Raw genomic sequence first — 22,995 nt, 5'->3', positions numbered from 1 at the left:
AATACCTCAATATACTTAGTTTAGCTAATTTTGTAAATATTCTTGGAAATACGGTGTAAATTCCTTTAACCGCTTTTTATAAAACTCACACAAAGAAGAAACAGGCACATTTAATTCGGCTGAAATCTCTTTCCATTTGCGATCTTGCCAGATTTTAGCCAATGCCAAAAATTGAAAGGTCGCTTTCGGCTGTCCTTTAATATACTCTTTGGTAAAGATATTATCTGGATTTTCTTCAATTAAACTTTGAAGTTCTTGAGATTCAGAAATTTGTTCGGCAGGTAGCCTAAAACTATCTAAGTCTTCTAAATTAGGTAAAGAAGCAACATCTTCATGTTTCTGATTTTTAGGTAAATAAGTTAGACCCCGACGTGTATATTGATTGAAACAGTCAATAAATCTATAATTTAAGATACAATTACACCAAGCCATCACATCTTGTTCGGGATTGTACTCATCAATATTTTGACAAATTTCCATCATCATTATACTTTTAGCTTCATTGTACAAATCCTCATAAATACTTGCTGGAAAAGGAAATGAGCCTTTTTTCGGACGTGTCAAACGACCCGATTTTAAAATTTTATCCATCAGCAAATTCAACGCTCGTCGCCGCTCGTAGCTTCCTTTCGGATGCTGTTGAGCCTCTCTTGCGAGTTGGTTGAGCTGAGAATCAATTGGACTTTTCCCCTGGTGCATAGATACTTCCCATCCCTTGTTTAGGACTCTCTGTATAGTTTCTGCTTTCGGAGGTCGTTTTTTCGGACGACTCAGTTTTTGTTACAAAATGTTAGACAACCGAGTTGTTTATTGAGGTGTTGTGAATGTTCTCTAAAGCTTATCTAGACAGAGTTATAAGCAATTTTCAGTTAGAGAAAACAGAAATTTTTTCAAAAAAAAAGTCAAATTTACGAAAAAAGTTAGAGCCAGTTCAGAAAGTTAGATAGGAACAGCCTAATCTACCTTCTCGGAAAAAAGTAACCCCGAGTAAAGAGGTGAGATCATAGCAAAACATGAGGTGAATTATGACGACATCAAATGTAGATTTTTCGGGTTCTAATCATATTGATAGCCTTCTAATCGGCTCAAAATGGGGAGGTTCTACTGGAAGCGGAGCTACAGTAACTTACAGCTTCATGGACGAAGCACCTAGCTACTTAAAGCCCGAAGAACAGAATAACTTTATTGCCTTCAGTGCCGATCAAATAACGATTGCAGAACAATCTTTTCAGCTTTGGGAAGAAGTTTCAGGAATTGATTTTGTCCCTGTTGCTGATACAGGTGCGGGAGGACAAATTCGTTTGGGTGCCCGTACCGATCTCATCGGTAATGGTGCTTACGCTCACTTTCCAGGGAATAATGCAGGCGATGGTGATATTTGGTTCGACCCAAATTGGAACAATCTTCAAGCCATGATTCACGAAATTGGTCATGCTGTAGGGTTGAAACATCCTGGTAACTATGATAGTACTGGAAACCTCCCACCTCCACCTTTTCTTCCCAGTAGTGAAGATAATAAGCAGTACACGGTAATGGCATACCCGGCTCACCCAGGCTCAGGTGTTGAATCCTCAACCCCAATGCTCTACGACATTGCTGCCATCCAGTACCTCTACGGAGCGAACACCACCACTCGCACTGGAAACGACACCTACTCTTGGAACCCTAACACAGCTTTTGTTGAGACAATTTGGGATGCAGGTGGTATCGATACTATCGATGCAGGTAATCAGACACTCGATGCTGCTATTGATCTAACTGCGGGTGCTTTTAGTTCGATTGGTCCTCGCTCTAATGGAAGCAATACGCCAGCTAGCAATAATTTAGCGATCGCTTATGACGTGACTATTGAAAATGCCGTAGGAGGATCGGGTGATGACGAGTTAAGAGGAAACACTGCTAGTAACGACCTCCAAGGTGGTGGTGGAGATGATTATCTATTTGGAGATGATGGAACAGATACCTTGGATGGAGAAACAGGTAATGATTTCCTTGTAGGCTGGAACGGAAGCGATACCCTGTACGGGGAAGTTGGCAACGATACCCTATGGGCTGGAAACGGAGATGATCAAGCTTATGGCGGAGATGGAGACGACCAGCTAGCGGGTTGGAATGGCAATGACTATCTTGATGGCGAAAATGGTAATGATCGAGTTGATGGAGAGTATGATAACGATACTCTATTCGGTGGTTTTGGAACTGATACCTTGTACGGTGGAGATGGAGATGATCGTCTAGATAGTGGTACGCCATCTGCCTACGACAATGCTAACGAAGAACTGTATGGTGAGGCAGGTAACGATTATTTACTGGCTGGAAATGGTGAAGACTACCTACATGGTGGAGATGGAACAGATACTTTATATGGACGATCAGGTAATGATTTCCTAGTAGGTTGGAATGGAAGCGATACGATGTACGGGGAAGTTGGCAACGATACCCTATGGGCTGGAAACGGAGATGATCAAGCTTATGGTGGAGATGGAGACGACCAGCTAGCCGGTTGGAATGGCAATGACTATCTTGAGGGCGAAAATGGTAATGACGAACTGATTGCAGATACAGGAAATGATGTTCTCATTGGTGGAAACGGGAATGATACGCTCACAGGTTCTATGCCTTCGGAATTAGATTCCGGTTTTGAGGAATTAGATACCCTAACTGGCGGTGATGGCGCAGATACCTTTGTACTAGGCAACTCTGTTGAAGCTTTTTACAACAACGATGGCTTTGGTGGTTATGCCCAAATTACCGACTTTAACTGGGCAGAGGGCGATAAATTCCAAGTTTTTGGCAGCCTCGATAACTACACAGTGAGTCAGTTTAGTGGGGGAATGGATATTTACTACCAAAATGACTTGATTGCTTGGGTGTCAAATACGACAGATGTTATTCCTTCAGAACACTTCATATTTGCCTAACATTAATCGTAGGGTAAGCATTGCTAACTCTAACATTTTTCTAAATTATAGGCAATGCTTACAAATTTAACTGTTGAGCAGACAACCTGAACAATTAGGGTGCAAAGTTTTGCAGTTCTACAGATTGTTTGCGACTAATTTATCAATCCAGTTACATTAATTAAAAGAAAATGCTAAATCAAAACCCTTCCGACAAAACCAACGACCAAAACTTAGATGAAGTTGAAGCTATTCTCAGTGCGACTTTGGATGAATCCGATAATCTTGAAGATGTGATTTCTGATGAGGAACAGGAAAATTCGGTTGTAGAGACTGAGGATGAATCTGAATCTGCTGATGAAATTTCTTCTGATGAATCTGAGGAACAGCAGGAAACACAAGATGAGAATCAACCCGTAGAAACTGAAGATAAATCTGAAACGGTTGATGAAACTTCTTCTGATGAATCGGAGGATATAGCTGAAAATCCAGTTGTAGAGATTGAAGATGAACCCGAACAAGACGAAGAACAATCTTCTAATAAGGAAGAAACCGTTGACAACGGAAGTCGAGATGAATTCTTAGATGAACCTGATGAGGAACAATCTAACGATAACGAGGAAACTATTCCTAAAAGAAATCCAGAAGACTTCTTAGACGAGTCCGATGAGGAACAATCTGACGATAACGAGGAAACTATTCCTGAAAGAAATCCCGATGATTCCTTAGATGAAACCGATGACGAAGAATCTGATGATGAGGAAAGAGAAAATCAGACTAAAGATGAATCCGAACCCGATGAAGAAGAATCTGATGATGATAGAGATGATATTGAAGACTCAACTGAATCATCTGATGAACCTGAAATAAATGATCGCATTTCAGAAAGAACTGAAGAAAATAGTGAAACTTCAGTTGATGATATAGAGGATCAAAATAATCTAGGAACTGAGGAGGATGATATTTGGAATGGGGGTGAGGGAGATGAAACCTTTATGGGTTTGGAAGGTAACGATATCCTCAGTGGAAAAGAAGACAATGACTGGATGAATGGTAATCAAGGAAATGACTGGATAAATGGTGGGGATAATCCAGATACATTATATGGAGGTCAAGACGACGATGTTCTCATCGGAGGTTTGGGGAGCGATGTTCTTTATGGCGATCGCGGTAACGATATTCTACGGGGTTTTGACAAAAATTCTGTTAACCCAGGTTTGGGTGAAATAGATACTTTAACCGGAGGATCGGGAGTCGATACTTTTGTATTGGGAAGTGTAACCCAAGCTTACTACGATAACGGTAATAATGCCGATTTGGGTTTAACTGATTATGCTTTAATTACTGACTTTGATCTCAACGAAGATATCATTCAACTCAGCGGAGATCCGGCTAACTACCAGCTTGGTTCTGCGCCTGAAAATTTACCCAGTGGAACCGCTATTTTTCTTCAAACTGACGGTCAAAATGAACTAATCGCGATTCTAGAAGGGACATCAAATTTGAGTGTGGATATTGATGCTTTTATGTTTGTCTAAGCCAGGTTTTTAGTGCTGGTTTTGTAATTTGTAGCTATAGCGATTGGCTTTGCCAGATTTTTGGCAATAAAAAATATCAAATTTCCGAAAAAAGCTCACAGAAGTTCAGAAAACTATATAGAAGACTAAAAGCTACTTTATCACAGTAGAAGGAGATATAAATTATGGCTAGAACTATCAACGGAACCTCTGGAAATGACTTCATTGATGAGTATGTTTCTGAAGACCTCACTGTTTATGCCAATGGAGGTGATGATTATGTTTGGACAGGATGGGGAGATGATTTAATCTATGGAGATGATGGAAACGATACTCTAAAAGGTTGGTCTGGTGACGATTTTATTGATGGTGGGGCTGGAAATGATCAAGTCTATGGTGAAGATGGAAACGATACCCTTGATGGTTGGTCTGGAAACGATCTAGTCTATGGTGGTAATGGGAATGATTTCATTTGGGGCTGGTATGGAAATGATAGCTTGAATGGAGGAGGAGGTAATGATACGCTTCTTGGAGAGAATGATGATGATGTCTTAAATGGTTCGAGTGGTAACGATAGCATCAACGGCGGCAGTGGGATTGATACACTCATTGGTGGAAGCGGCAAAGATACCCTTAATGGCGGTGGAGGTGGTGGTCATTATAGTGGGTTTGATAATCTCACTGGTGGAGCAGGTGAAGATGTCTTTGTGTTGAGAAATGATTCTTACACTGTTATAGAAGACTTTGAAGTTGGTATAGATAAAATCTCTTTAGGTAGCGGTCTATCTTTTGCCGATCTAGACTTTTTCCAAGGTTATAACACCACTATTATCAGCCTGCCCTCAGCCAATATCTCGATAGCAGGCTTGCAGGGTGTATCTTCAGACGATCTTGACTCACCCAGTAATTTTGTCTAGCAAGAGTTAACCTCGTAAAACCTGTTATTCTCTGACACATTATAGCGATCGCATTTTTCTCAGAATCTATGCGATCGCAGTATTTTTTGCAATAAAAAAATCAAATTTCCGAAAAAAAGTAGAGCAAGTTCAGAAATATATATAGAACACAGTTCACTATAGCAATCTTACCAGATTTGTAAAAAAGTAATCCAGATTACTCCCCCAGAATTGGGGGGCAAGGGGGGCGGAGAATTAGGGAGCAAAGTCGTTTACGAATGATTTATTATTGCTATAGGCTTGCACACCGACAGCTAATTTTGTGGAGGAATGACTCAAATGAAGTTAGGACAAATCTTGGTTCGGAAAAACTTGATTTCCTTCTCTCAGTTGGAACAAATCCTAACGTTTCAGTCTTCATCTTCTCAGAAATTAGGGGAACTACTGGTAACACAAAGATTAATTGGAGAAGAGGACTTACAACTGGCTATGAAAGAACAATATTGGCGACACAATGGCTTTTGGGTAATTGACGCAGATAGTGTAGTTTTTGCCAACGGAAGTGAGTTTCGAGCAACAAACCCCAATACTCCACCGCTATTAATCATTAATATTCCTGTTGGTTTAGGATTTCGAGAAAATCCAGGTCGTGTTGTGAATCGTTCTTTTGCTTCTGTTGTAGAAGTGGATGAAACAGGCGAAGAATTTGAGACGTTTATCGGTTTGCAAGTTCCACCGGAACAAACTCTTGCTCTGATTGGTGGGGAAGTCAGTCTAGAGGGTGGGATTTTAACGACTTTTGGAGGACGAGTAGAACTTGGAAGTGTAGCAGGAAATAGCTTTGTTAGCCTCACGCCTGTACCCGAAGGATTTGCATTGAGTTACGACGGTGTACAAAACTTTCAAGATATTAGTCTATCTAACTTTGCTTTGGTAGATACGAGAATAAACGTTTATCTCCTTGATAGAATTACCTCCAGAAGTTGAGCGTTATAATAATTCATCAACTCCGAGAAATTCAAGAACTTTAACTCAACAGCGAAGAAATACATCTCGAACGAATAACCAACCTATTTCGAGTTTAGATATTGTTCCGGCGAGAGGTTGGATACGCACAAAAGAGGGCGAAATTCTATTAGTGGGTTATGACCCGAAAAAAACTTGCATTCAGCGTCAACGACACCATTCAATTCAATGTCATTCCAAATAATAAAGTGAACATCAAGTAATAAGAGAGCTGTATTAATTTGCTCCTAAATCCTAATTTATAATTGAGTTAACACTAACGCCAATCTCCAACTAAAACATAAGATGCCCAATACAGAGGAGCATCGTAACTATTCTTCTTTTGAAGAAACATCAGTTGAGCCTGACGAAGTGCTTCTGCTCTCGATTTTCCTTGAACTAATTGTTCATAAAAGTGACCCATAAATTCAACGGCAGATTTATCGTTTAAACTCCACAATGAAGCAACTGTACTTCTAGCACCCGCTCTCACCGCCATTCCTGCTAATCCTAAAACTGCCCGATTATCTCCGGGAGCGGTTTCACAAGCACTGAGAACTAATAAATCAATAATTCGACTTTGATTTTGTTCCCGACTGCGAAAGAGATTATCCAATTGCTTAATATTAATTGCGCCATCGGAAGCGAGAATAAATGTATTTTCAGCTTGGGAACTAAACTGACCATGAGTGGCGAGGTGAATCACTTTAAATTGATTGGAACTCATTTGTTTTTCAAGATTCTTACGGTTAAATTCTTCATTCAATAATTGTTTACTGTCAATACCGACTTCTTGAATTTTCTGTAATTCTTGAGGAACATTATTCAGTGAAGCGAACTGTTGACGAAATTCTTCTGGGGGTTCTACTAAACCTGCACTCAAAGCATTTAAAGGTCTGTTGATAGGTTTAGGATCTAAAAGTTGTAGTCCCGGTTCGATCACAACTGGATGCTTTTCGATTAAGTATTGCTGACCGTCATAAAGAACCGACATTGGTAGATTTCGTAGTTGACCATCTAGAACAAAAACTAAAGTTTCATCCCCTTTTAATTGGGATTCTAGAGGCTGAAACAACCATTGATACATTTGCTTTGATAATCGCTGAATTTCTTGATAGGCGTAAGGTTTTTGCAGTTCAAACCTAAGTTGCTTCTGGGTATCTTCTAGCTCAGTTTTAGCGATCGCGATTCTATAATGAAAGAGTTGTTTATTAGGGAGACTTGCAATGACTTCTAGGCGATTGTTTAAAATAATCTCATAAATCACCACTGCGTTGGGATCAATTTGATCGATGGGTTGTCGTTGTATATCTAAGCAAGCATCCTTAAAGAAATCATCAAGTTCAGCTAACTGAAGATTTTCAATCACATCTCTAGCTTGTTTCAGATTTTCTGGTGAGGGATTTTCTGGGATTAGAAGTAAATCAACTAATTCCCGATAAACAGGTTCAACGCGATCGCGAAAATCAAACTGTACATCCTGACGAACAGCAACGAGATCCTGTCTTAAAGATTGTAAGGTTTGAACGGCTCCTTGATAAGCTGCAATCGCACTTTCTCGCTCGGGTTTAACTCGATCTTTTAAAATTCTACCCAGTTGCCATTGCCATTGATAACTAATCTCATCAGCTTGAACAGACTGAGAGAAAAGTAAAGCTTTTTGAGTATAGATTTTAGCATCCTGCCATTTTTTCTGCTGTTCATAGAGTTGACCTAAAGAACCCAGCGCGTATGACTCAACTCTAGAATCTGCAAGTAATTTAGCTTGTTCAGTCGCCGTTAATAAAAGTCGTTCTATTTCTGGGTAGAGTAAAGATTGATTGACTGCTAATTTCATTAAACTTTTAGCTAAATCTATTTTTGAATAAATAGCAATTCGACCAAAGGTCAGACTATTGATTTTTGATTCAATATCTTGCCAGTTTTTCTGTTCAGACTCGATTTGGGCTTGAATTTCATTCTGAAACACTGCATCTTGTTCAGAATTCAACTTATCTGTCAATTCTAATAATAAACTTAAAGAGTTAAGTTTAGCTCTAATTTGAGTCGTTGTAGTCGGAGACAGAGCGGCTTGTTGATAGCAAGTTAAAGCAGTTCGAGCTGAATTTTTGGCAAGTTTGAGGTTATTGAGTTCTGTCTGTTGTTGATAGAGAGCGCGTGTAGTATTCGCTAAACTTAACTGAGCTTTCCAAAGTTCTTGGGATGACTTTAATTGTTGTGCTATTTCTAATAACTCTAATGATACGACTCCGGCTGAGAGTTCAGAAGATTTTAAATTCTTGATCGAATAACCTTCAGAAACTCTACAGGAATTTAATTGAGTATAATCAATATTACCGAGCTTTCCTAAAATACGCAAAACATTGCTGAGGTGACGTAATTGAGATACTTTGAGGGGAGAGTTGGGTTGAGTTTTAAGAGATTGATGAACATCAATTAATATTCTTTCGGCTCGATGATAAAGCCCTAATCCTTGCATGGCTTGAGCTTGATTGAGTAAAGTCTGAATTCTTACCTCTTGATTTTGAGTTTGTTGATAAATGGTTTCTACAGCTTGCCAAATTTCCAAAGCTTGACCGTATTTTCCTTGAGAAAAATAGAGATTTCCTTGAATACTTAGAGCTTGAGCTTGCGCTGTTAATCTTGTTAGATCATTACGATTTGATAGAGAATATAACAGCTCTAAACTTTCTTGAATAGATTGATTTGCTGCTTCCCATCGTCCTAACTTTTGTAAACTGAGAGATAAATTCCCCAATGCGGCGGCTCGTCTTAACGGATTGGTTTCACGAGCGATAATCTCTTGCCAAATTTGGACAGATTTCTCAAAGTTCTCCGTTTGATAAAAGTCTCGACCCTGTTGTTCCAGTTGAGGAATTGATAGCTGTGATTTAGGAGAATTATTGATTATTAAAGATTCAGCACTGATGTCAGATTGTCGAAATGAGGAAAATCCTACAGCTAACACAAAGCTGAGAATTAGCCAGAAAAGAAAGGAAAAAATTCGTTGATATAAATACCAGACAGACTTTTGAATTTTCATATAGCAATCCTAAATAGGTTGTGGAAAAATTCCATACTGATAAAGTTTCGGAAAATCAAATATTTGACCATCAGCAAAAAACTTAAATAGCCACTTTACTATTTTAAAGGATTTACATAAATGGTAGAATTGTCTAATAAAATTTTTCACTTGTAGCCAAATATCTTCTACGGGATTTTGTTCTGGAGCATTAGGGGCTTGCGAGTGACAAGTAATTAACCATTTTTTTCTAATAAATCTTGATTTATTATAGTTAAATATTTCTGGAATTATTTTGATTCATGATAGGTTGATCTATCCCAAATATTGCTAATCTTTTTCCTTTTCTTTTTGAGAATAAACACTTGAGAAACTTGATCGTATTTTCTGTATTTCCACTTTCGTATTCTTCCACAATAAATTCTTTGGTTTTATAGTCTAAGGGGTTTAAGTAGCAACGGTACAGAAAACCACGCTTTTGCTGAAACGCTGACTGTGACGATGAATTAGAGGTGATAATAGATTTCATTCATTGAAGGCAGACAAAGGCTAAAAAACTTGTAGGTCAGTAATTTTAAGTTCCTATTGCCCCTCGTTGCACGAACCCTAGTTTTACGTGCGACTCGTTTAGTCGAAACAAGGGATTAAACCCTTGGTATGACTAGCTTGGACAAGACTCAATCATTAGTATCTGTACCATGACAACTGAATATTTCGTGTAGGTGAGAGAGCCTGTAATAAGGTGCTAAATATTAATAAAAGCATAAATCATCAAGCCCTACTCTCTCGGTGTTGGGAGTAAAAGCATAACTCCTACGGTAGCGACTGGTCATCAATCCGTAAAGCGGGGTTAAATGTAGCTCTAACTGGTAGTCTGAACTGGTTATCTGCTAGCAAGAATTTTATGGATAAGGTTAACCCTGAAGTAAAAGGAATAACAATTCCCGTCGTAACCATCGTTAAGGGTAAACAGCCAAATCAGGACTGAAAGGCTGTAGCCAAAAGGCAACAGTGCATCTGGTTAATTGTCAGTGAAAATATGACAATCACAACACTAACCGCACTCGGTGGACAGACACATCCTGAGAATTCATACCAACGAAATATTCGGAACGAGGAAATCCCTCTATAGCTCTCAGGTAAAGGTCGAAATGCCTGAGTAATCAACCAAGATGTAAACTCTCCGATTGTGGAGGTTATAGAGGGCGAAGGATTGAGGAAAAAGCGAATGCTCATTTCTAATGAATGAGATATGCCCACGTCCTCACTGTTTTCAGGAAAGTAGTGATTAAGTAGCAATTAATATGTCTAAAACAGATTCAGAAAAGAATACTGTGGAATGGAAACAGCTTAATTGGCGTCAAATCCAAAAGGCTGTTTGGAAGTTGCAAAAGAGAATCTACCGAGCCTACGTCAGTGGCGATGTTCAAAAAGGAAGAAGGCTGCAAAAAACCCTCATCAAATCCTATTACAACCGACTCTTATCTGTCAGAAAGGTAACGCAGGATAACCAAGGAAAGAAAACGGCAGGTGTGTATGTGGTGAAATCCTTGACCCCAAAGCAACGTTTCCAACTCGCTAACGATTTAAAACTAGGGGATAAATCCCAACCTATTAGAAGAGTTTGGATTCCCAAACCTGGAAAAAACGAGAAGCGACCTTTGGGTATTCCTGTGATGCGTGATAGGGCAGCACAAGCATTAGTTAAAGCTGCCTTAGAACCTGAATGGGAGGCTCATTTCGAGCCAAATAGTTATGGTTTCCGACCCGGAAGGAGCGCACATGACGCTATAGAAGCAATCTTTAACCAGATTAGATATAAATCAAAATTTGTGTTGGATGCAGATCTAGCGAAATGTTTTGACCGAATTAACCACCAAAAACTCTTAGCCAAGCTCAACACATTTCCTAAATTAAGGAGACAAATCAGAGCCTGGTTAAGAGCCGATATTTGTGACTTTGAGAAACATCATTTGACTCCAAACCAACAGGGAACGCCACAGGGAGGCGTTATTTCCCCGCTTTTAAGCAATATAGCCCTACATGGAATGGAAAACCGGATTAAACAAATCAAAGGTGCATCTTTAATCAGATACGCTGACGATTTCGTAATATTCCATGAAAATCTGGAGACTCTCAAGGTCTGTCAGAATGTCATAAGTGATTGGTTATCCCACTACAACCTCGAATTCAAACCAAGCAAAACCCAAATTGTTCACACCCTTAATCAACTGGAGAAAAAACCACCCGGATTCGACTTCTTGGGGTTCAATATACGCCAATACAAAGTTGGCAAATACCAGTCCGGGAAGAGTGACATCCTCCCCTCCTAACTGCGAAGCGCAGTATAGAAGGGGCTTCCCAACTTCGCAATTGAGAGTTGCTGCCTCATAGGACTTGCATCCAAGTATCCTCCGCAGCCAGCAAACGCTAGTCCAAGCGTCCGTTTTACCCGATTTAATATGTTTATTCCAGAGTTCCAATCTCTATCGATGACTAACTTGCACTCAGGGCAATTATGAACTAATTCCTTAAGTGTCTTCTCAACCCTTGCACCACAACCAGAACACTCGATACTCGTGCCTCTAGGGTCATCTCCAATTGCCCACTTACCGCGTTTTACCGCCACTGCTTGCAGGATATTCAGGAAACTTCCCCAGGCTGCATCCAATATCGACTTAGCCAATCGGGTTCTTGCCAAGCCCTTAATGTTCAAGTTCTCAAACGCTATCAAGTCGTAATGGTCACACAGCCTGTGAACGACTTGATAATGAAACTCCGAAGCGCTGCCGGGCAACGTGAAGGTGAATGCAAGCAACTTTATTGGCTTGCCGTTGGTAGTTTTTAGAGCCTTTCTCCATCCGTGCCAATTGTCGTTGTTGACGAGCTAACTGTTGTTGAGACTTCCGGTAAAATTGGGGAATCTCTACAGCTTGTCCGTCAGATGTCGCTAAAAACTTCTCTAAACCAACATCTATGCCAACAGCAAACTTAATTTTATCTACTGGCAACGGCTCAGGAACCGTGTCGTCTTCCAGGGAAAAACTTGCATACCATCCATCAGCTTTTTTGACTAAGGTAACTTGCTTTTTTGTGAACCCGTCAGGGATTGGGCGATGCAAGATAACTTTAATTTCGCCAATCTTTGATAGTTTCAAGATGTTCCCTATCAGATGTGCGCCTGCTTTTGGGCAGTTCACTCTAGGAAAAGTAAACGAGCAGATGTCACCCCGCTTCTTAAAACGTGGGCGACCTCCTCGCTTACCATTCTTATCGGGAATTAACCAACCCTTACTCGCTTTGTCCAATCTCATCAAGTTCTGCTGCTGGCAGTCGGCATAGATGTTTTTGTATTCAGGAAATAGCTCTTTAGTTTGTTTTAACTCTGATGCTTGTGAGTAATAATCAACTTTTTCGGGGAGATCACCTATCGGTTCAGAAACAATACTGCATCGGTCAAACTAGCATCGAGTACGTCGGAGCCAATCGAGTCTTTGACCGAGTGCGTAATTATCGTGCCGACGCAGCAACTCTCCCCTGACTTCCATTGTGGACGCCTGCTCGAGAGTTGGCTTGAGACGGTACTGATAGGTGATTATCATGATAATATTGTATCGCAAGTAGCGACACAATACAGGTTGATGAAACACCTAGCAATAAGGCTTCCTGAGCAAGTAGCTCAAGATACTCAAGGCTTTCTGCGAGCAGGAAGACAGAACACAATCAGAAGTATTAAGAGCATACATTCGTAGTCTCAAAAAGAAGGTTAAATGTAAAAACGCAAATTAATTGGAAATCTCCGTCCCTCCGATTTCCCGCCTATCCCCATACCACCAAACCCTACCGGACTATGGTGGCAGTACCCCGGCGAAAGTCTGATGGACAGGGTAAATTGCTGGGGTTCAAAACAGTCATAAGACCATCATCCAATAGTGTTAGGAGGCACTACAACAAAATCTCAGAAACAATCGGAAGGTTAAAAGCTGCACCCCAAGAGAAAATCATCAGTGAGTTAAACCCAATTATTAGAGGATGGTGTAACTACTACAAAACAGTATGTAGTCAAGAAACCTACTCAAAAGTTGATTATCTGACTCACTTGAGGTTGCGTAGATGGGCTGATAGAAGACATCCCAACAAAGGTAAATACTGGGTGGGAGATAAATATTGGATAACGATAGGAGGAGATAGATGGGTTTTTGGAAAAGAATATAAGGGTGACAAAATCACCCTGGCAAGACACACACAAACAGCCACGCACGCGCCACGTCAAAGTTCAGGGGAATAAAACCCCTTATGACGGAGACACCATTTACTGGGCAAAAAGGAAGGGGTCACACCCTGAATTGAAACCCTCAACAGCAAAACTGCTGAAGAAACAAAAGGGTAAGTGTAATTGGTGCAATTTAAACTTCCTTGATGGAGATTCAATTCATACAGACCAGATCACCCCCAAACAGGCAGGTGGTAACAATAGTAAAGATAATCTCCAACTACTACATAAACATTGCCATGATGCTAAAACTAAGAGTGACCTTAAGGTTATAAAGCTATATAAAGCGAAAAAGGAAGGAGAAGAAACCCAAGAATGGTTCAATCATTTGGATTGGGAATGGGTAGACGATATTCCAACCTTACTCAAAGTAGGTACTCAAACAGAGCCTGAAAACAGAGGAGCGCAGTGAGGTTAAAGTCTCATGCTGCGTTCTGAAGACGAGTCGGGTTGGTGACAACCTGGCTTAGTTTAACGCCATATAGTGAAGAAATTCAAAGAAAAGCTCGATAAATTAGTGGGCTATCCCTCTTCTTGGATAAAGCCGAGATACGTGTGAAATCGGACACGATGTAAAGTTTTGTAAGGTTAACAGGCTTGCTCTCGACTCGAATAACCAGATGACAACAATTCATTTTGAGTTACGGGCGTTCTTCTCAACGTATCTAAAGGAACCAAAAACTCCCCTTTTTGAACTTGGATATCCAGGGCATTCATGACAAACTTGACCTCTAAAAAACTCGCATCTTCGTAATCATTATCTTCGTAGTGTTTAATTTGTTCTTCTGTCTTTAATATGAAGGGTGGTGTTGCCAAGTCAACGACTGCCTATAACCTTGCTGTGGGACTCGTAAAATTTCACAACCAACGAGTCCTACTGATTGATATTGACCCCCAGGGAAATGCGAGTGCCGCTCTGGGAATTCCGATCTGGGAACTCCAAACTCAACTCAAAGATGCGTTGCAGCGTAAAGTGGACATTACGGAGGTGATTGTCCCAACAGATTCAGGGGTTGATGTCGTCCCTTCTAACTTATTGTTAGCTGAAGAAGAAATTCCCATTTCAGGAGTTCCCGGCCGAGAAGTCCTGCTCAAAAAAGCGATCGCGACTGTTGATGCTGAGTATGACTGGATTTTGATTGATTGTCCCCCCAACGTTGGGGTGTTTGCGATTAATGCACTCATGGCTTCTGAAGCTGTTCTAGTTCCGGTCGATATGAGCTACATGGGACTTTTAGGAATTCAGGGGATTGAACGGACATTAAAGTTGGTAGCCGATTACAAGCATCATCCGATTGAGATTGCTGGAGTATTAGCAACCCGCTACGACAAACGAAATAACCTCAGCGCCGAAGTTTTGGAATCCCTCAGAGAACACTTTGGGGACAAGTTGTGCAGTTCTATCATTCCTGAAACGGTGAGAATCAGAGAAGCCCCCTCCCATCATCAATCTATTTTTGAGTTTGACCCTCGTGGTGCAGGCGCTAAAGCCTATAAAGAATTATCTCTGGAGGTCTTATCATGGCAGTGAAAAAAAGCAAAGGCCTTGGCAGTAACCCCCTCGACCGTGGGATTTTCTCTAAGACAGACTCCCAAGAAGAATCTGAGGATGTTGAACTCAAAAGTCAAGAGTCAAGAGAGTTAGAGCCTTCTACAGATAGTCAAGAGTCAAGAGTCAAGGATGGTGTAGAGTCTAAAGTAGAGAGTCAAGAGTCTAGGTTTTTGAATAGAGAACAAGCGGAACTGAAGGGAACTAATGTCAGACTGCCGATTGAGCTAATTGACTGGGTTGATGACTTGGTGAAGCAAGGGAGTCGAGATCAGAACAAGTCCAGAATACCCAAAGAGGTATGGTTTCAGGCTGCTCTGGAACTGTTTAAAGCCATGCCTGTTGATTGGGATGACATCTCCAATGAGGATGAATTGCAGAATAAACTCAAGAGTCTAGAGTCTATAATCAAGAATCTATAATCAAGAATCTATAATCAAGAGTCTTTATGCTGTTAGTAGCATATCTGCTCCCAACCCGTAGAACAAGTTAGTGCAATTTCGGGTGTAGATCATCATAATAACCGCCAAGAAATCATCAAAAAAGCGATCACAATTCTCTAGAAGATGATCGCTTTTGCAATTCTCCAGATTCAATTACGCTTAAAGCTTACATTAGTGATCCCTTAAAGCCAATTGGCCCTTCACCCTGGTAAGTCATTGTTCCGTTCAAAGTTGTGCCTTCATCATTGGAATTGATGTTAAGTGCTACAACATTTTGGTTTTCCCGATAACCAATAATCCACTGCCCACCAGGATGCCAAGGAGCCGATGAACCTCCCCATTGATTCTCTACCATATAGTTATTACTCCCTGACAAAGTGGCGCGAAAACCAATTGGCCCCTCACCGTGATAAGTCATTGTTCCATTAAGGGTCTTGCCGTTGTCACCAGATTGTATATCAATCGCAACTACTTTTTGGTTATTACGGCTGCCCAAAACCAAAGTGCCACCTTCATTCCAAGGAGCCGATGAACCTCCCCACTGATTCTCTACTGTATAGGCATAACCTTCAGCCATAGCAGCCTTAAAACCAATTGGCCCCTCACCTTGGTAAGTCATGGTTCCATTGAGAGTTTGACCACCATCTTCAGATTTGAGGTCTAGTTCCACCACATTCTGGTCAGTACGATAACCCAGTACCCATTGACCACCAGGATGCCAAGGAGCCGATGAACCTCCCCATTGATTCTCTACCATATAGTTATTACTCCCTGACAAAGTTGCCCGAAAACCAATTGGCCCTTCGCCAGCGTAAGTCATGGTTCCGTTTAGCGTCTTGCCATTATCGCCAGACTTGACGTTAATAGCAACAACGTTTTGGTTAGAGCGACCACCAATCACCCATTTGCCACCTTCATGCCAGGGCGCGGTTGACATCCTCCCGGCGCCAACGTTTGACTTTTGGCGCGGGATTCCCAAATATCACTATTTGGGTTCCTGCTTCTTAGCACCTGGTTGAACAGATTTGCTCTGTTCAGCTCTTACGGTCGCTCCACAGGCAAGCCAGCGCGCTCATGGGGGTTTCCCCCATGAGCGACTGGCGCTGACACGGCAAGTCCTGCCGCCAAAATAATTAAAGTCAGTGAAGGAGTCGCCCCCTCCACTGCTCTCCAAAACCGTACTTGATAGTTTCCCATCATACGGCTCCTCAGTAACACGGCTATTGTCATGATTCACGTCACCAGCAGATCGTTTTCCCATCGATAATTCTCAGGGATTCTGATGGGTTTGTGTGACAGTTTTCTGTCTATGCTGCCATCATTTCTGGTCTTTTCATCATGGCAATGTCGATGGAGAAGTTGCCAATTTTTATACTCATTCTTTCCGCCTTTTGACTTAGGAATGATGTGGTCTAGCTCGATTACATCTCCTTCTTTGAAGAACAATCCGCATTGAGCGCACTTCCCTTTTTGCTTTTTGAGCAGCAATGCCGTTCGCTTTGGCATCTCAGGGTGTTTGCCCATTCTTGTACTCCAGTAAATTAGGTCGCCGTTGCATGGACTGGCATCGTCTTTAACTTTTACATAACGACTAATTGTTGTATCGCTATGTTGTAGTAACCGCATCGGGTTTTTACCCTCTTGCTTGGTTGCGAATACCCAATTGTTATCCCCTATCTTTTGGAAGTATTTGGAAACTATAAATTTCCTTCCTTTGTTTCGATGGCGTTTTGTACCCCATTTGATTAGTTTCCAATATGTCAAGTTTTTCAGTCTCTCAAAGACTTTTTGACTTACTACGGTTGAGAAATAGTTGCACCATCCTCTGATTATTGGGTTGAGGTGTCTTATTAAGACAGCTTGTGATTGCCCTTTGTGCTTTTCTATTGTTTCTGCAACTTTTTTGTAGTGTCTTTTCTGGCTTTTCTTGCTTGGAGTTATAATGGTTTTGAAACCTAGTAGTTTTCCTCTTACCTTACCGGAGGTGTATTTACCTGCTTTGAACTGTCTGATATTGAATCCCAGAAAGTCAAATCCAGGTTTTCCTGATTATATTCCTCTAATGTATGGGCTATTCGGGTTTTACTTGGTTTCAATTCCAAACCCATGTCTTTTAGCCATTCAGAAATAAACTCTTGACATCTTTGGACAATGGTTATGTCTTCGTGAAGGATTACGAAGTCATCGGCGTAACGAATTAGACTAACTGATTGTCTTTTGTCCCTCTTGCTTAATTGTGTGCCGTCAGGACGTTTCATATCGAATGTATCAGCAAGTTTGTTGATTTCGTTTTCCATCCCATGAAGGGCTATATTTGCCAGTAGGGGTGATATTACTCCTCCTTGTGGCGTACCCTCAGATGTTGGGAACAACTCTTTTCCATCCATGACACCAGCTTTTAACCAAGCGAGGATTTGTTTTCGTAGGGTTGGATAGGTATTTAGTTTTCTTAAGAGTTGTTCATGGTTGATGCGGTCGAAGCATTTAGCAATATCAGCGTCAAGCACATATTTGGCTTTTTTGTTTATTGCTAAGAATATTGCTCCAATAGCATCTTGACATGAGCGTCCTGGTCTGAACCCATAAGAGTTAGGTTCAAAGAGCGCTTCCCATTCTGGCTCTAATGCCAGTTTGACAAGTCCCTGCAATGCGCGGTCGTACATGGTCGGTATTCCTAAAGGTCTTTTTTCCTCTGTCCCAGGTTTCGGAATCCATACTCTCCGAGTGGGTTTGACCTTTGTACCCATTTTTAGTTGATTTAAATCGTTGCTTTGGGGTCAGTGATTTAACACCATCCACACCTGCCGTCTTTTTACCTTGATTATCTTGGGTAACACGACGCACCGCTAGGCATTTTGCAGCCCAGGATTTGGTTAGGGTTTTTTGGAGTCGGCGAACTGTCTTGACATCATCACGACGAGACGCTTTGTAAATGCGCTTTTGTAGCTTATAAACACGCTTCTCTAAGTCATCCCAATCAATCGTTACCCAGTTAAGTTGGGCGTTGATGTCTTCGGGTGATTCTGTTGGCGGTTTACATCCCACAGTCTTCAGTTTTGAATCTGTTTTAGGCTTATTTACCACTACTTGTACCTCTACAATCCGTTGTACCGTGAGTCTGTTAGCATATCCTTTTCCATTACGGAGAGGCGTTGGCTTTTGACGACTCCATCTAATAGGCAAAGGTTCTTTGCATTTGGCAATGTAAACTTGGCTCTCTTTAAACTTAAATGCTGACGCTCGTAAACTCTGCACTTCCACCATGTCGCTTTTTCTTGAAGTTTGGGTATTTTGCCCGACCCGCAAAGAAGTTACTGAAAGCAGTTTGCAGATGCCTTAAACATTGAAGAAGGCGGAACACAGCTAACCTCATTTAAGAAGTCTAATTCTTCCTCTTTCTTCCAGCTTGTCAACATTGAAGAAGTTTGAGAATAGCCAACCCGTTCTTTCCGTTCATACCACGCCTCAGTGCGTGTTGCTAGTGCTTTGTTGTACACCAATCGCACACAACCCAACGTCCTCCTTAACAGGTTTTCCTGTTCGGGAGTCGGTTGCCCTAAACCAGATATGTCACCATTCTGGCTCGGCTTCAGAACCGGACGTGAGACTTTCACCTCATCCGGCTCCTCTCTCCAATGGCTCTTTTGTCTTGAGTACCAGTTGCATCCTTTACAGTTTTAAGGTCATGGCAATGTCGATGGAGTAACTGCTTGTTATCTCGGTTGTCTTTACCACCCTTTGATTTAGGGATGATATGGTCGGTTTCTAGTAGATCTCCATCTTGGAAGTGTAATCCACAGTATGTGCAGCGTCCTTTTTGTTTCTTTAATAGATACACTTTTTCGGCTGGCATTTCTGGGTGTGAACCCAAACGACTACTCCAATAGATTAAGTCCCCATCATAAGGACTTCTATTACCCTTTACCTTGACAAATCTTACGATTTTTGTGTCTCGGTGTCTTGCCATTTCCAAAGGATTTTCTCCTTCTCTGGTGCTGAATACCCAGTTATCATTTCCCTTGGTATGCCAATATTTACGCATTATCCAAGTTCGATTTTTCATGGGATGTCTTCTGTATGCCCATCTTTTGAGTTTTTCAAAGAAACAGTGATCACAATCTGAGAATGTTTCTGCACTTACTACTGATGAGTAATAATTACTCCATCCTCTTATGATTGGGTTAAGTCGTTTAATCAAGGCAACCTGTGGGGCTGAGTTGTGACTTTCTACTGTTTCTCCTAATTTTCTTAGGTGGATTTTGATATTTTCAGCACTTGGTTTGATTAGGGTTTTAAAGCCTAGTATGACTCGGGTGCTACTTTTTGCACCATGATGTTTTCCGACTCTGTATTGTCGTATATTGAATCCTAGAAAATCAAATCCAGTATTCCCATCATGTGTTTCCAAAGTGTGACTGATCTTGGTCTTACTTGGCTTGAGTTCTAGACCCATTACAGCCAACCATTCATCAATTATTTATTGGCATTCCTTAATTACCTTTAAATCTTCATGCAAGATAACAAAATCGTCTGCATATCTGACTAAGGCTAAGGTTTGTTCATTTTTGGATTTATTTCCTTTAAGAGTTCTTGCATATTGTTTAACTCTTTCTTCCATACCATGTAAGGCTATGTTTGCTAATAATGGGGAAATTACACCTCCCTGTGGTGTACCTTCATGGGTAGGAAATAGGTCTTTTCCATCCATTACTCCGCTCTTTAACCATGCTTTGATTTGTTGTCTTAGCTTGGGATAGGTTTGGAGTTTTGCCAACAGTTTTTGATGGTTGATTTTATCGAAGCATTTGGATATGTCCGCATCCAGAACATATTTGGGCTTTTTATTGATGCTTGTGTATATTGCTTCGATGGCATCATGGGCTGAACGTGCTAGTCTAAATCCATAACTATTAGGTTCAAACTTAGCTTCCCATTCGGGTTCTAGCGCTAGTTTTACTAATGCTTGTAAGGCACGTTCATACAAGGTTGGAATCCCTAGAGGTCGCTTTTCGTCCGTGTTGGGTTTAGGTATCCATACTCGGCGGGTTGGTTTTGATTTGTTGCCAAGTTTTAAGTTATTGGCTGCCATTCTTTGTTTTGGTGTCAAATCCTTAACACCATCGATGCCTGCGGTTTTCTTGCCTTTATTATATTGGCTAATCCGTCGAACGGCTAACAGTTTGGCGTACCAGCTTTTTAGGAGTAGCCTTTGTAATTTGTGGGCTAGTCTGACATTGCCTTGTTGACTGGCTTTGAATATTCTTTTTTGGATTTTGAAGACACATCTTTCGGCTTTTCGCCAGTTGATGTCCTTCCATTCATACATCGGTTTTGACACCGTGTTCATAACATTAATTTCCTACTTAAGACTATTCCTTCCATTGAACAGTGTGTATGTCAGCTTATCCTTATACATTACAGATAGGCTTTTGCTTCTTACACAATCCTTCCCAGACAAATCTTACGCTGGTTACTACTTAGATTTCGACCTCATCTAAGAGATTTGAAAGGGTTACTTCGTTCCCAATAACCGTATTTCTAACCTTAGTGTCTTCCTCTATACCGAAGCTGTGTAGATGGTTCTGGTTAAACCCTACCTTTTTCCAGTACGTTAGCTTATTAACATTTTGTTGCTAGCCAATAATCTGCGTAGGCTGGATTACCGTAACGATACTTCTAACGGAAGTTCCTTTCGTACACATAGTTAGGTGCTAGACAGGATTTGATGTCAGATTCATCATTACTGCCGTTTAACCCCGCTTTTCCCACTTTGATGACCATTCTCCACAGGAAGGGGTTATGCTGTCACTCCACCATCTGAAGGGATGGACTTACACCATCACGATTATTGAGTTGTCAAGGTTCACAACCTTACCCTACCCACGTCTGCTAGACTTTTGGTAGGAACGAGTCGCACGGTAGAAGCGGTATCGGTAGGCTTTTTCAGTCATGCTTCACAGTTTAGCACAAAAACCGTGAGGCATGGCTTGGGTCGCAATTCCTCCCGTCGCCAACGTTTGACTTTTGGCGCGGGTTTCCATGCTCCATTCAGATGAAGCCATCAGCATCTACGCAGATAAAATAAATGGTTCATGGGGCAGCCGGGTTTTGCGGTTTCCTTAATCTGTAACTATAAAGGTGTAATTTGGGGTATCAAAATGTTAGAACAAGTCAATAAAATCAAGAAGCTAATCCAAACCGCTACCAACCCTAAACAAAAGGCGATGTATCAGGAGTTGCTAGCTAAGTTGCAAGCTGAGTTAAACATTCAACCGAACGACACAACCGCTCCATACTCTCAAACTACATTAACCCCCAAGCCCAAGCGAACTTCTGCCCAACCTAAAACCTCTGTTCAAGATGCTAAACCCAAGCCTGAAATAGTTAATCAAGAGTTACAACCGGAAGCTAAACAATCCACTACTGAAAAATTTATTGAGTCTGTCGTACAGAAAACTGAACCCTCAAAAACCGAAACTTTAAGTGACGAGTCTCAATCCAAATCAGAAGAACCCCAAAACAAATCTTATTTTCAAGGCATTGGTATTATCAAGGGGGAAGTGATTCTCACTGACGAACGTTCAGCTATCAAACTCGGAGAACATGAATATCGACTATTTTATATCCCCAATAAACGCAAGAAAGCTTATGAAGCCCTAAAAAGAGAGATTGAAGTCACAGGTAATACTACTCTAAGATTGATTGTCTATCCCAAAATTCTTCACTTACCCAAAAAAGATCAACCCCATCGGGTCAGCTTTCAATTAGTGGGTTTCATTGGCTCAAAAGCAAAGCCCAGTCAACTAAACACAGAGTTGGATGATTTTGAGTTTAAATTCTCTGGACTATGGCAATTTATTCCCGTTTGCCGCACTCCCTGCATTTCCATTTTTCGCAACTTCAATAAAGATAGATTAGCCTGGATAAAAGAAGCCGAAGCCGCCAAAAAAGTTAAATTTATGAAATCCTCTCACGTTCCGTTACTCTGGAGAGATTCACCTGTAAAGCCGTTTAGATTTAATCCCAGACTAGAGAAAGAACAGCAAGGTCAAACTTATTTTGTACAGGTCAAGGCTAAGTTTCTCCCCGGCAGAGATGTGTTTGGATTTGTTGAACAACTTGACGAACCCACTGGAGATATACCCGGATTCTTGAAAGCCTCTAAAAAGCTAAAAGCCGAAGCTTTAAGGGAAATTAAAGACAACAAGCAAAAGCAGAAATCTGTTGACCCACCTAAAAATAAATCAACTGACGAACAGCCCAAACAATCTGAAGTTCAATCCGAAAATCAATCCCTACCTGAACAGCCTAAAAAATCCCAACGCAAACAAAATAAACAGTCCGTTGTTCAAGAAACTGATAATAAGGTCTAATAAATTTTACAGATTTT

Annotated in this window: 24 protein-coding genes and 2 pseudogenes; 11 read left to right on the top strand and 15 right to left on the bottom strand. The window is 41.0% G+C overall.

Annotated features, from left to right (window positions below; genetic code table 11):
* Window positions 1–24: 24 nt before the first annotated feature.
* Window positions 25–699 carry a sigma-70 family RNA polymerase sigma factor gene (locus tag L8106_RS17180; RefSeq protein ID WP_009785659.1) on the bottom strand — a complete coding sequence of 225 codons (675 nt, stop codon included), beginning with the start codon at window positions 697–699 and terminating at the stop codon, window positions 25–27.
* Window positions 700–1,025: 326 nt separating this feature from the next.
* Here L8106_RS17180 and L8106_RS29750 point away from each other — a divergent pair, with 326 nt between their 5' ends.
* The 5 genes from L8106_RS29750 (at window position 1,026) to L8106_RS17145 (ending at window position 6,523) form a co-directional block, all read left to right on the top strand.
* Window positions 1,026–2,921, top strand: a complete 1,896-nt coding sequence (locus tag L8106_RS29750) for a M10 family metallopeptidase C-terminal domain-containing protein (protein ID WP_050779135.1) — start codon at window positions 1,026–1,028, stop codon at window positions 2,919–2,921.
* Window positions 2,922–3,091: 170 nt separating this feature from the next.
* Entirely contained in the window at window positions 3,092–4,438 is a 1,347-nt protein-coding gene (locus L8106_RS29745) for a calcium-binding protein (RefSeq protein ID WP_009785657.1), read from the top strand.
* 164 nt (window positions 4,439–4,602) lie between these two features.
* Entirely contained in the window at window positions 4,603–5,334 is a 732-nt protein-coding gene (locus tag L8106_RS29740; RefSeq protein WP_009785656.1) for a calcium-binding protein, read from the top strand.
* A 309-nt stretch (window positions 5,335–5,643) separates the two neighbouring features.
* On the top strand, window positions 5,644–6,300 hold the full coding sequence (locus tag L8106_RS17150) for a hypothetical protein (RefSeq protein ID WP_039896566.1): 657 nt from the start codon (window positions 5,644–5,646) through the stop codon (window positions 6,298–6,300).
* The gene (locus L8106_RS17145) at window positions 6,275–6,523 is read left to right on the top strand and encodes a hypothetical protein (protein ID WP_009785654.1); all 249 of its coding nucleotides are present in this window, start codon (window positions 6,275–6,277) and stop codon (window positions 6,521–6,523) included. The genes L8106_RS17150 and L8106_RS17145 overlap by 26 nt, the downstream gene beginning before the upstream one ends.
* Window positions 6,524–6,595: 72 nt before the next feature.
* Here L8106_RS17145 and L8106_RS17140 read toward each other — a convergent pair whose 3' ends face one another.
* Both L8106_RS17140 and L8106_RS33075 read right to left on the bottom strand, forming a co-directional pair.
* Window positions 6,596–9,361, bottom strand: a complete 2,766-nt coding sequence (locus tag L8106_RS17140) for a CHAT domain-containing protein (protein ID WP_009785653.1) — start codon at window positions 9,359–9,361, stop codon at window positions 6,596–6,598.
* A 9-nt stretch (window positions 9,362–9,370) separates the two neighbouring features.
* Window positions 9,371–9,794 (bottom strand): annotated as a pseudogene (locus L8106_RS33075) (IS630 family transposase); the annotation flags it as partial.
* A gap of 850 nt (window positions 9,795–10,644) precedes the next feature.
* Here L8106_RS33075 and L8106_RS17135 point away from each other — a divergent pair.
* The gene (locus tag L8106_RS17135; protein WP_009785652.1) at window positions 10,645–11,673 is read left to right on the top strand and encodes a reverse transcriptase domain-containing protein; all 1,029 of its coding nucleotides are present in this window, start codon (window positions 10,645–10,647) and stop codon (window positions 11,671–11,673) included.
* Here L8106_RS17135 and L8106_RS34540 read toward each other — a convergent pair.
* From L8106_RS34540 to L8106_RS34530, 3 genes are all read right to left on the bottom strand, one after another.
* Window positions 11,670–11,969 (bottom strand): zinc ribbon domain-containing protein, encoded by a 300-nt coding sequence (locus L8106_RS34540; RefSeq protein WP_369748482.1) that lies wholly within the window; start codon window positions 11,967–11,969, stop codon window positions 11,670–11,672. The genes L8106_RS17135 and L8106_RS34540 overlap by 4 nt on opposite strands.
* A gap of 115 nt (window positions 11,970–12,084) precedes the next feature.
* The gene (locus tag L8106_RS34535) at window positions 12,085–12,771 is read right to left on the bottom strand and encodes an RNA-guided endonuclease InsQ/TnpB family protein (RefSeq protein ID WP_369748480.1); all 687 of its coding nucleotides are present in this window, start codon (window positions 12,769–12,771) and stop codon (window positions 12,085–12,087) included.
* 30 nt (window positions 12,772–12,801) lie between these two features.
* The gene (locus L8106_RS34530; RefSeq protein WP_369748478.1) at window positions 12,802–12,888 is read right to left on the bottom strand and encodes a hypothetical protein; all 87 of its coding nucleotides are present in this window, start codon (window positions 12,886–12,888) and stop codon (window positions 12,802–12,804) included.
* Between the two features lie 302 nt (window positions 12,889–13,190).
* Between L8106_RS34530 and L8106_RS34525 the strand changes: the two genes are divergently transcribed.
* Together L8106_RS34525 and L8106_RS29735 are read left to right on the top strand one after the other, a co-directional pair.
* Entirely contained in the window at window positions 13,191–13,628 is a 438-nt protein-coding gene (locus L8106_RS34525; protein WP_071941408.1) for a group II intron maturase-specific domain-containing protein, read from the top strand.
* On the top strand, window positions 13,540–14,025 hold the full coding sequence (locus L8106_RS29735) for an HNH endonuclease (protein WP_009785649.1): 486 nt from the start codon (window positions 13,540–13,542) through the stop codon (window positions 14,023–14,025). Before L8106_RS34525 ends, L8106_RS29735 begins: the two co-directional genes overlap by 89 nt.
* A gap of 176 nt (window positions 14,026–14,201) precedes the next feature.
* Here the strand turns inward: L8106_RS29735 and L8106_RS17120 are convergent, their stop codons facing one another.
* Window positions 14,202–14,429: a hypothetical protein gene (locus tag L8106_RS17120; protein WP_009785648.1), complete on the bottom strand. Its 228-nt coding sequence runs from the start codon at window positions 14,427–14,429 to the stop codon at window positions 14,202–14,204.
* A 25-nt stretch (window positions 14,430–14,454) separates the two neighbouring features.
* Here L8106_RS17120 and L8106_RS17115 point away from each other — a divergent pair, with 25 nt between their 5' ends.
* Window positions 14,455–15,144, top strand: coding sequence for a ParA family protein (locus L8106_RS17115; RefSeq protein ID WP_009785647.1), 690 nt, complete (start codon window positions 14,455–14,457; stop codon window positions 15,142–15,144).
* A complete protein-coding gene (locus tag L8106_RS17110) occupies window positions 15,135–15,584 on the top strand; it encodes a hypothetical protein (RefSeq protein WP_009785646.1) in 450 nt (149 codons plus the stop codon). Before L8106_RS17115 ends, L8106_RS17110 begins: the two co-directional genes overlap by 10 nt.
* Window positions 15,585–15,771: 187 nt before the next feature.
* On the opposite strand, the gene L8106_RS17105 is transcribed toward L8106_RS17110, so the two are convergent.
* The 8 genes and pseudogenes from L8106_RS17105 to L8106_RS34500 form a co-directional block, all read right to left on the bottom strand.
* Window positions 15,772–16,542 carry a hypothetical protein gene (locus tag L8106_RS17105; RefSeq protein ID WP_009785645.1) on the bottom strand — a complete coding sequence of 257 codons (771 nt, stop codon included), beginning with the start codon at window positions 16,540–16,542 and terminating at the stop codon, window positions 15,772–15,774.
* A gap of 104 nt (window positions 16,543–16,646) precedes the next feature.
* Entirely contained in the window at window positions 16,647–16,805 is a 159-nt protein-coding gene (locus tag L8106_RS32335; RefSeq protein WP_156803732.1) for a hypothetical protein, read from the bottom strand.
* A 33-nt stretch (window positions 16,806–16,838) separates the two neighbouring features.
* Complete coding sequence (locus tag L8106_RS34520; RefSeq protein ID WP_369748476.1) at window positions 16,839–17,492, bottom strand: group II intron maturase-specific domain-containing protein; 654 nt, start codon at window positions 17,490–17,492, stop codon at window positions 16,839–16,841.
* Window positions 17,493–17,575: 83 nt separating this feature from the next.
* Window positions 17,576–18,268, bottom strand: a complete 693-nt coding sequence (locus tag L8106_RS34515) for a reverse transcriptase/maturase family protein (RefSeq protein WP_369748466.1) — start codon at window positions 18,266–18,268, stop codon at window positions 17,576–17,578.
* Window positions 18,201–18,650: a reverse transcriptase N-terminal domain-containing protein gene (locus L8106_RS34510; RefSeq protein ID WP_369748474.1), complete on the bottom strand. Its 450-nt coding sequence runs from the start codon at window positions 18,648–18,650 to the stop codon at window positions 18,201–18,203. Before L8106_RS34510 ends, L8106_RS34515 begins: the two co-directional genes overlap by 68 nt.
* Window positions 18,651–18,758: 108 nt before the next feature.
* Window positions 18,759–19,174, bottom strand: a pseudogene (locus tag L8106_RS29730) (RNA-guided endonuclease InsQ/TnpB family protein); the annotation flags it as partial.
* Window positions 19,175–19,215: 41 nt separating this feature from the next.
* On the bottom strand, window positions 19,216–20,058 hold the full coding sequence (locus L8106_RS34505) for a group II intron maturase-specific domain-containing protein (RefSeq protein WP_009785639.1): 843 nt from the start codon (window positions 20,056–20,058) through the stop codon (window positions 19,216–19,218).
* 24 nt (window positions 20,059–20,082) lie between these two features.
* The gene (locus L8106_RS34500) at window positions 20,083–20,952 is read right to left on the bottom strand and encodes a reverse transcriptase domain-containing protein (protein ID WP_009785638.1); all 870 of its coding nucleotides are present in this window, start codon (window positions 20,950–20,952) and stop codon (window positions 20,083–20,085) included.
* 811 nt (window positions 20,953–21,763) lie between these two features.
* Here L8106_RS34500 and L8106_RS30720 point away from each other — a divergent pair.
* Window positions 21,764–22,978, top strand: coding sequence for a hypothetical protein (locus L8106_RS30720; RefSeq protein ID WP_232228519.1), 1,215 nt, complete (start codon window positions 21,764–21,766; stop codon window positions 22,976–22,978).
* Window positions 22,979–22,995 lie beyond the last annotated feature (17 nt).

It is taken from the genome of Lyngbya sp. PCC 8106, assembly GCF_000169095.1.
Taxonomy (GTDB): Bacteria; Cyanobacteriota; Cyanobacteriia; order Cyanobacteriales; family Microcoleaceae; genus Capilliphycus.
The sequence above is the reverse complement of the archived record's forward strand: the minus strand, read 5'-3'. Positions and strand labels throughout refer to the sequence as shown.

Coding starts and splice junctions, on each gene's coding strand:
- L8106_RS17140 (WP_009785653.1), bottom strand. CDS start 9,361: ATGAAAATTCAAAAGTCTGTCTGGTATTTATATCAACGAATTTTTTCC.
- L8106_RS17150 (WP_039896566.1), top strand. CDS start 5,644: ATGACTCAAATGAAGTTAGGACAAATCTTGGTTCGGAAAAACTTGATT.
- L8106_RS17135 (WP_009785652.1), top strand. CDS start 10,645: ATGTCTAAAACAGATTCAGAAAAGAATACTGTGGAATGGAAACAGCTT.
- L8106_RS29750 (WP_050779135.1), top strand. CDS start 1,026: ATGACGACATCAAATGTAGATTTTTCGGGTTCTAATCATATTGATAGC.
- L8106_RS30720 (WP_232228519.1), top strand. CDS start 21,764: ATGTTAGAACAAGTCAATAAAATCAAGAAGCTAATCCAAACCGCTACC.
- L8106_RS29740 (WP_009785656.1), top strand. CDS start 4,603: ATGGCTAGAACTATCAACGGAACCTCTGGAAATGACTTCATTGATGAG.
- L8106_RS29745 (WP_009785657.1), top strand. CDS start 3,092: ATGCTAAATCAAAACCCTTCCGACAAAACCAACGACCAAAACTTAGAT.
- L8106_RS17105 (WP_009785645.1), bottom strand. CDS start 16,542: ATGTCAACCGCGCCCTGGCATGAAGGTGGCAAATGGGTGATTGGTGGT.
- L8106_RS17180 (WP_009785659.1), bottom strand. CDS start 699: ATGCACCAGGGGAAAAGTCCAATTGATTCTCAGCTCAACCAACTCGCA.
- L8106_RS34500 (WP_009785638.1), bottom strand. CDS start 20,952: ATGAACACGGTGTCAAAACCGATGTATGAATGGAAGGACATCAACTGG.
- L8106_RS17110 (WP_009785646.1), top strand. CDS start 15,135: ATGGCAGTGAAAAAAAGCAAAGGCCTTGGCAGTAACCCCCTCGACCGT.
- L8106_RS34525 (WP_071941408.1), top strand. CDS start 13,191: ATGGTGGCAGTACCCCGGCGAAAGTCTGATGGACAGGGTAAATTGCTG.
- L8106_RS34505 (WP_009785639.1), bottom strand. CDS start 20,058: ATGGGTCTAGAACTCAAGCCAAGTAAGACCAAGATCAGTCACACTTTG.
- L8106_RS32335 (WP_156803732.1), bottom strand. CDS start 16,805: ATGATGGGAAACTATCAAGTACGGTTTTGGAGAGCAGTGGAGGGGGCG.
- L8106_RS34515 (WP_369748466.1), bottom strand. CDS start 18,268: ATGTACGACCGCGCATTGCAGGGACTTGTCAAACTGGCATTAGAGCCA.
- L8106_RS34530 (WP_369748478.1), bottom strand. CDS start 12,888: ATGGAAGTCAGGGGAGAGTTGCTGCGTCGGCACGATAATTACGCACTC.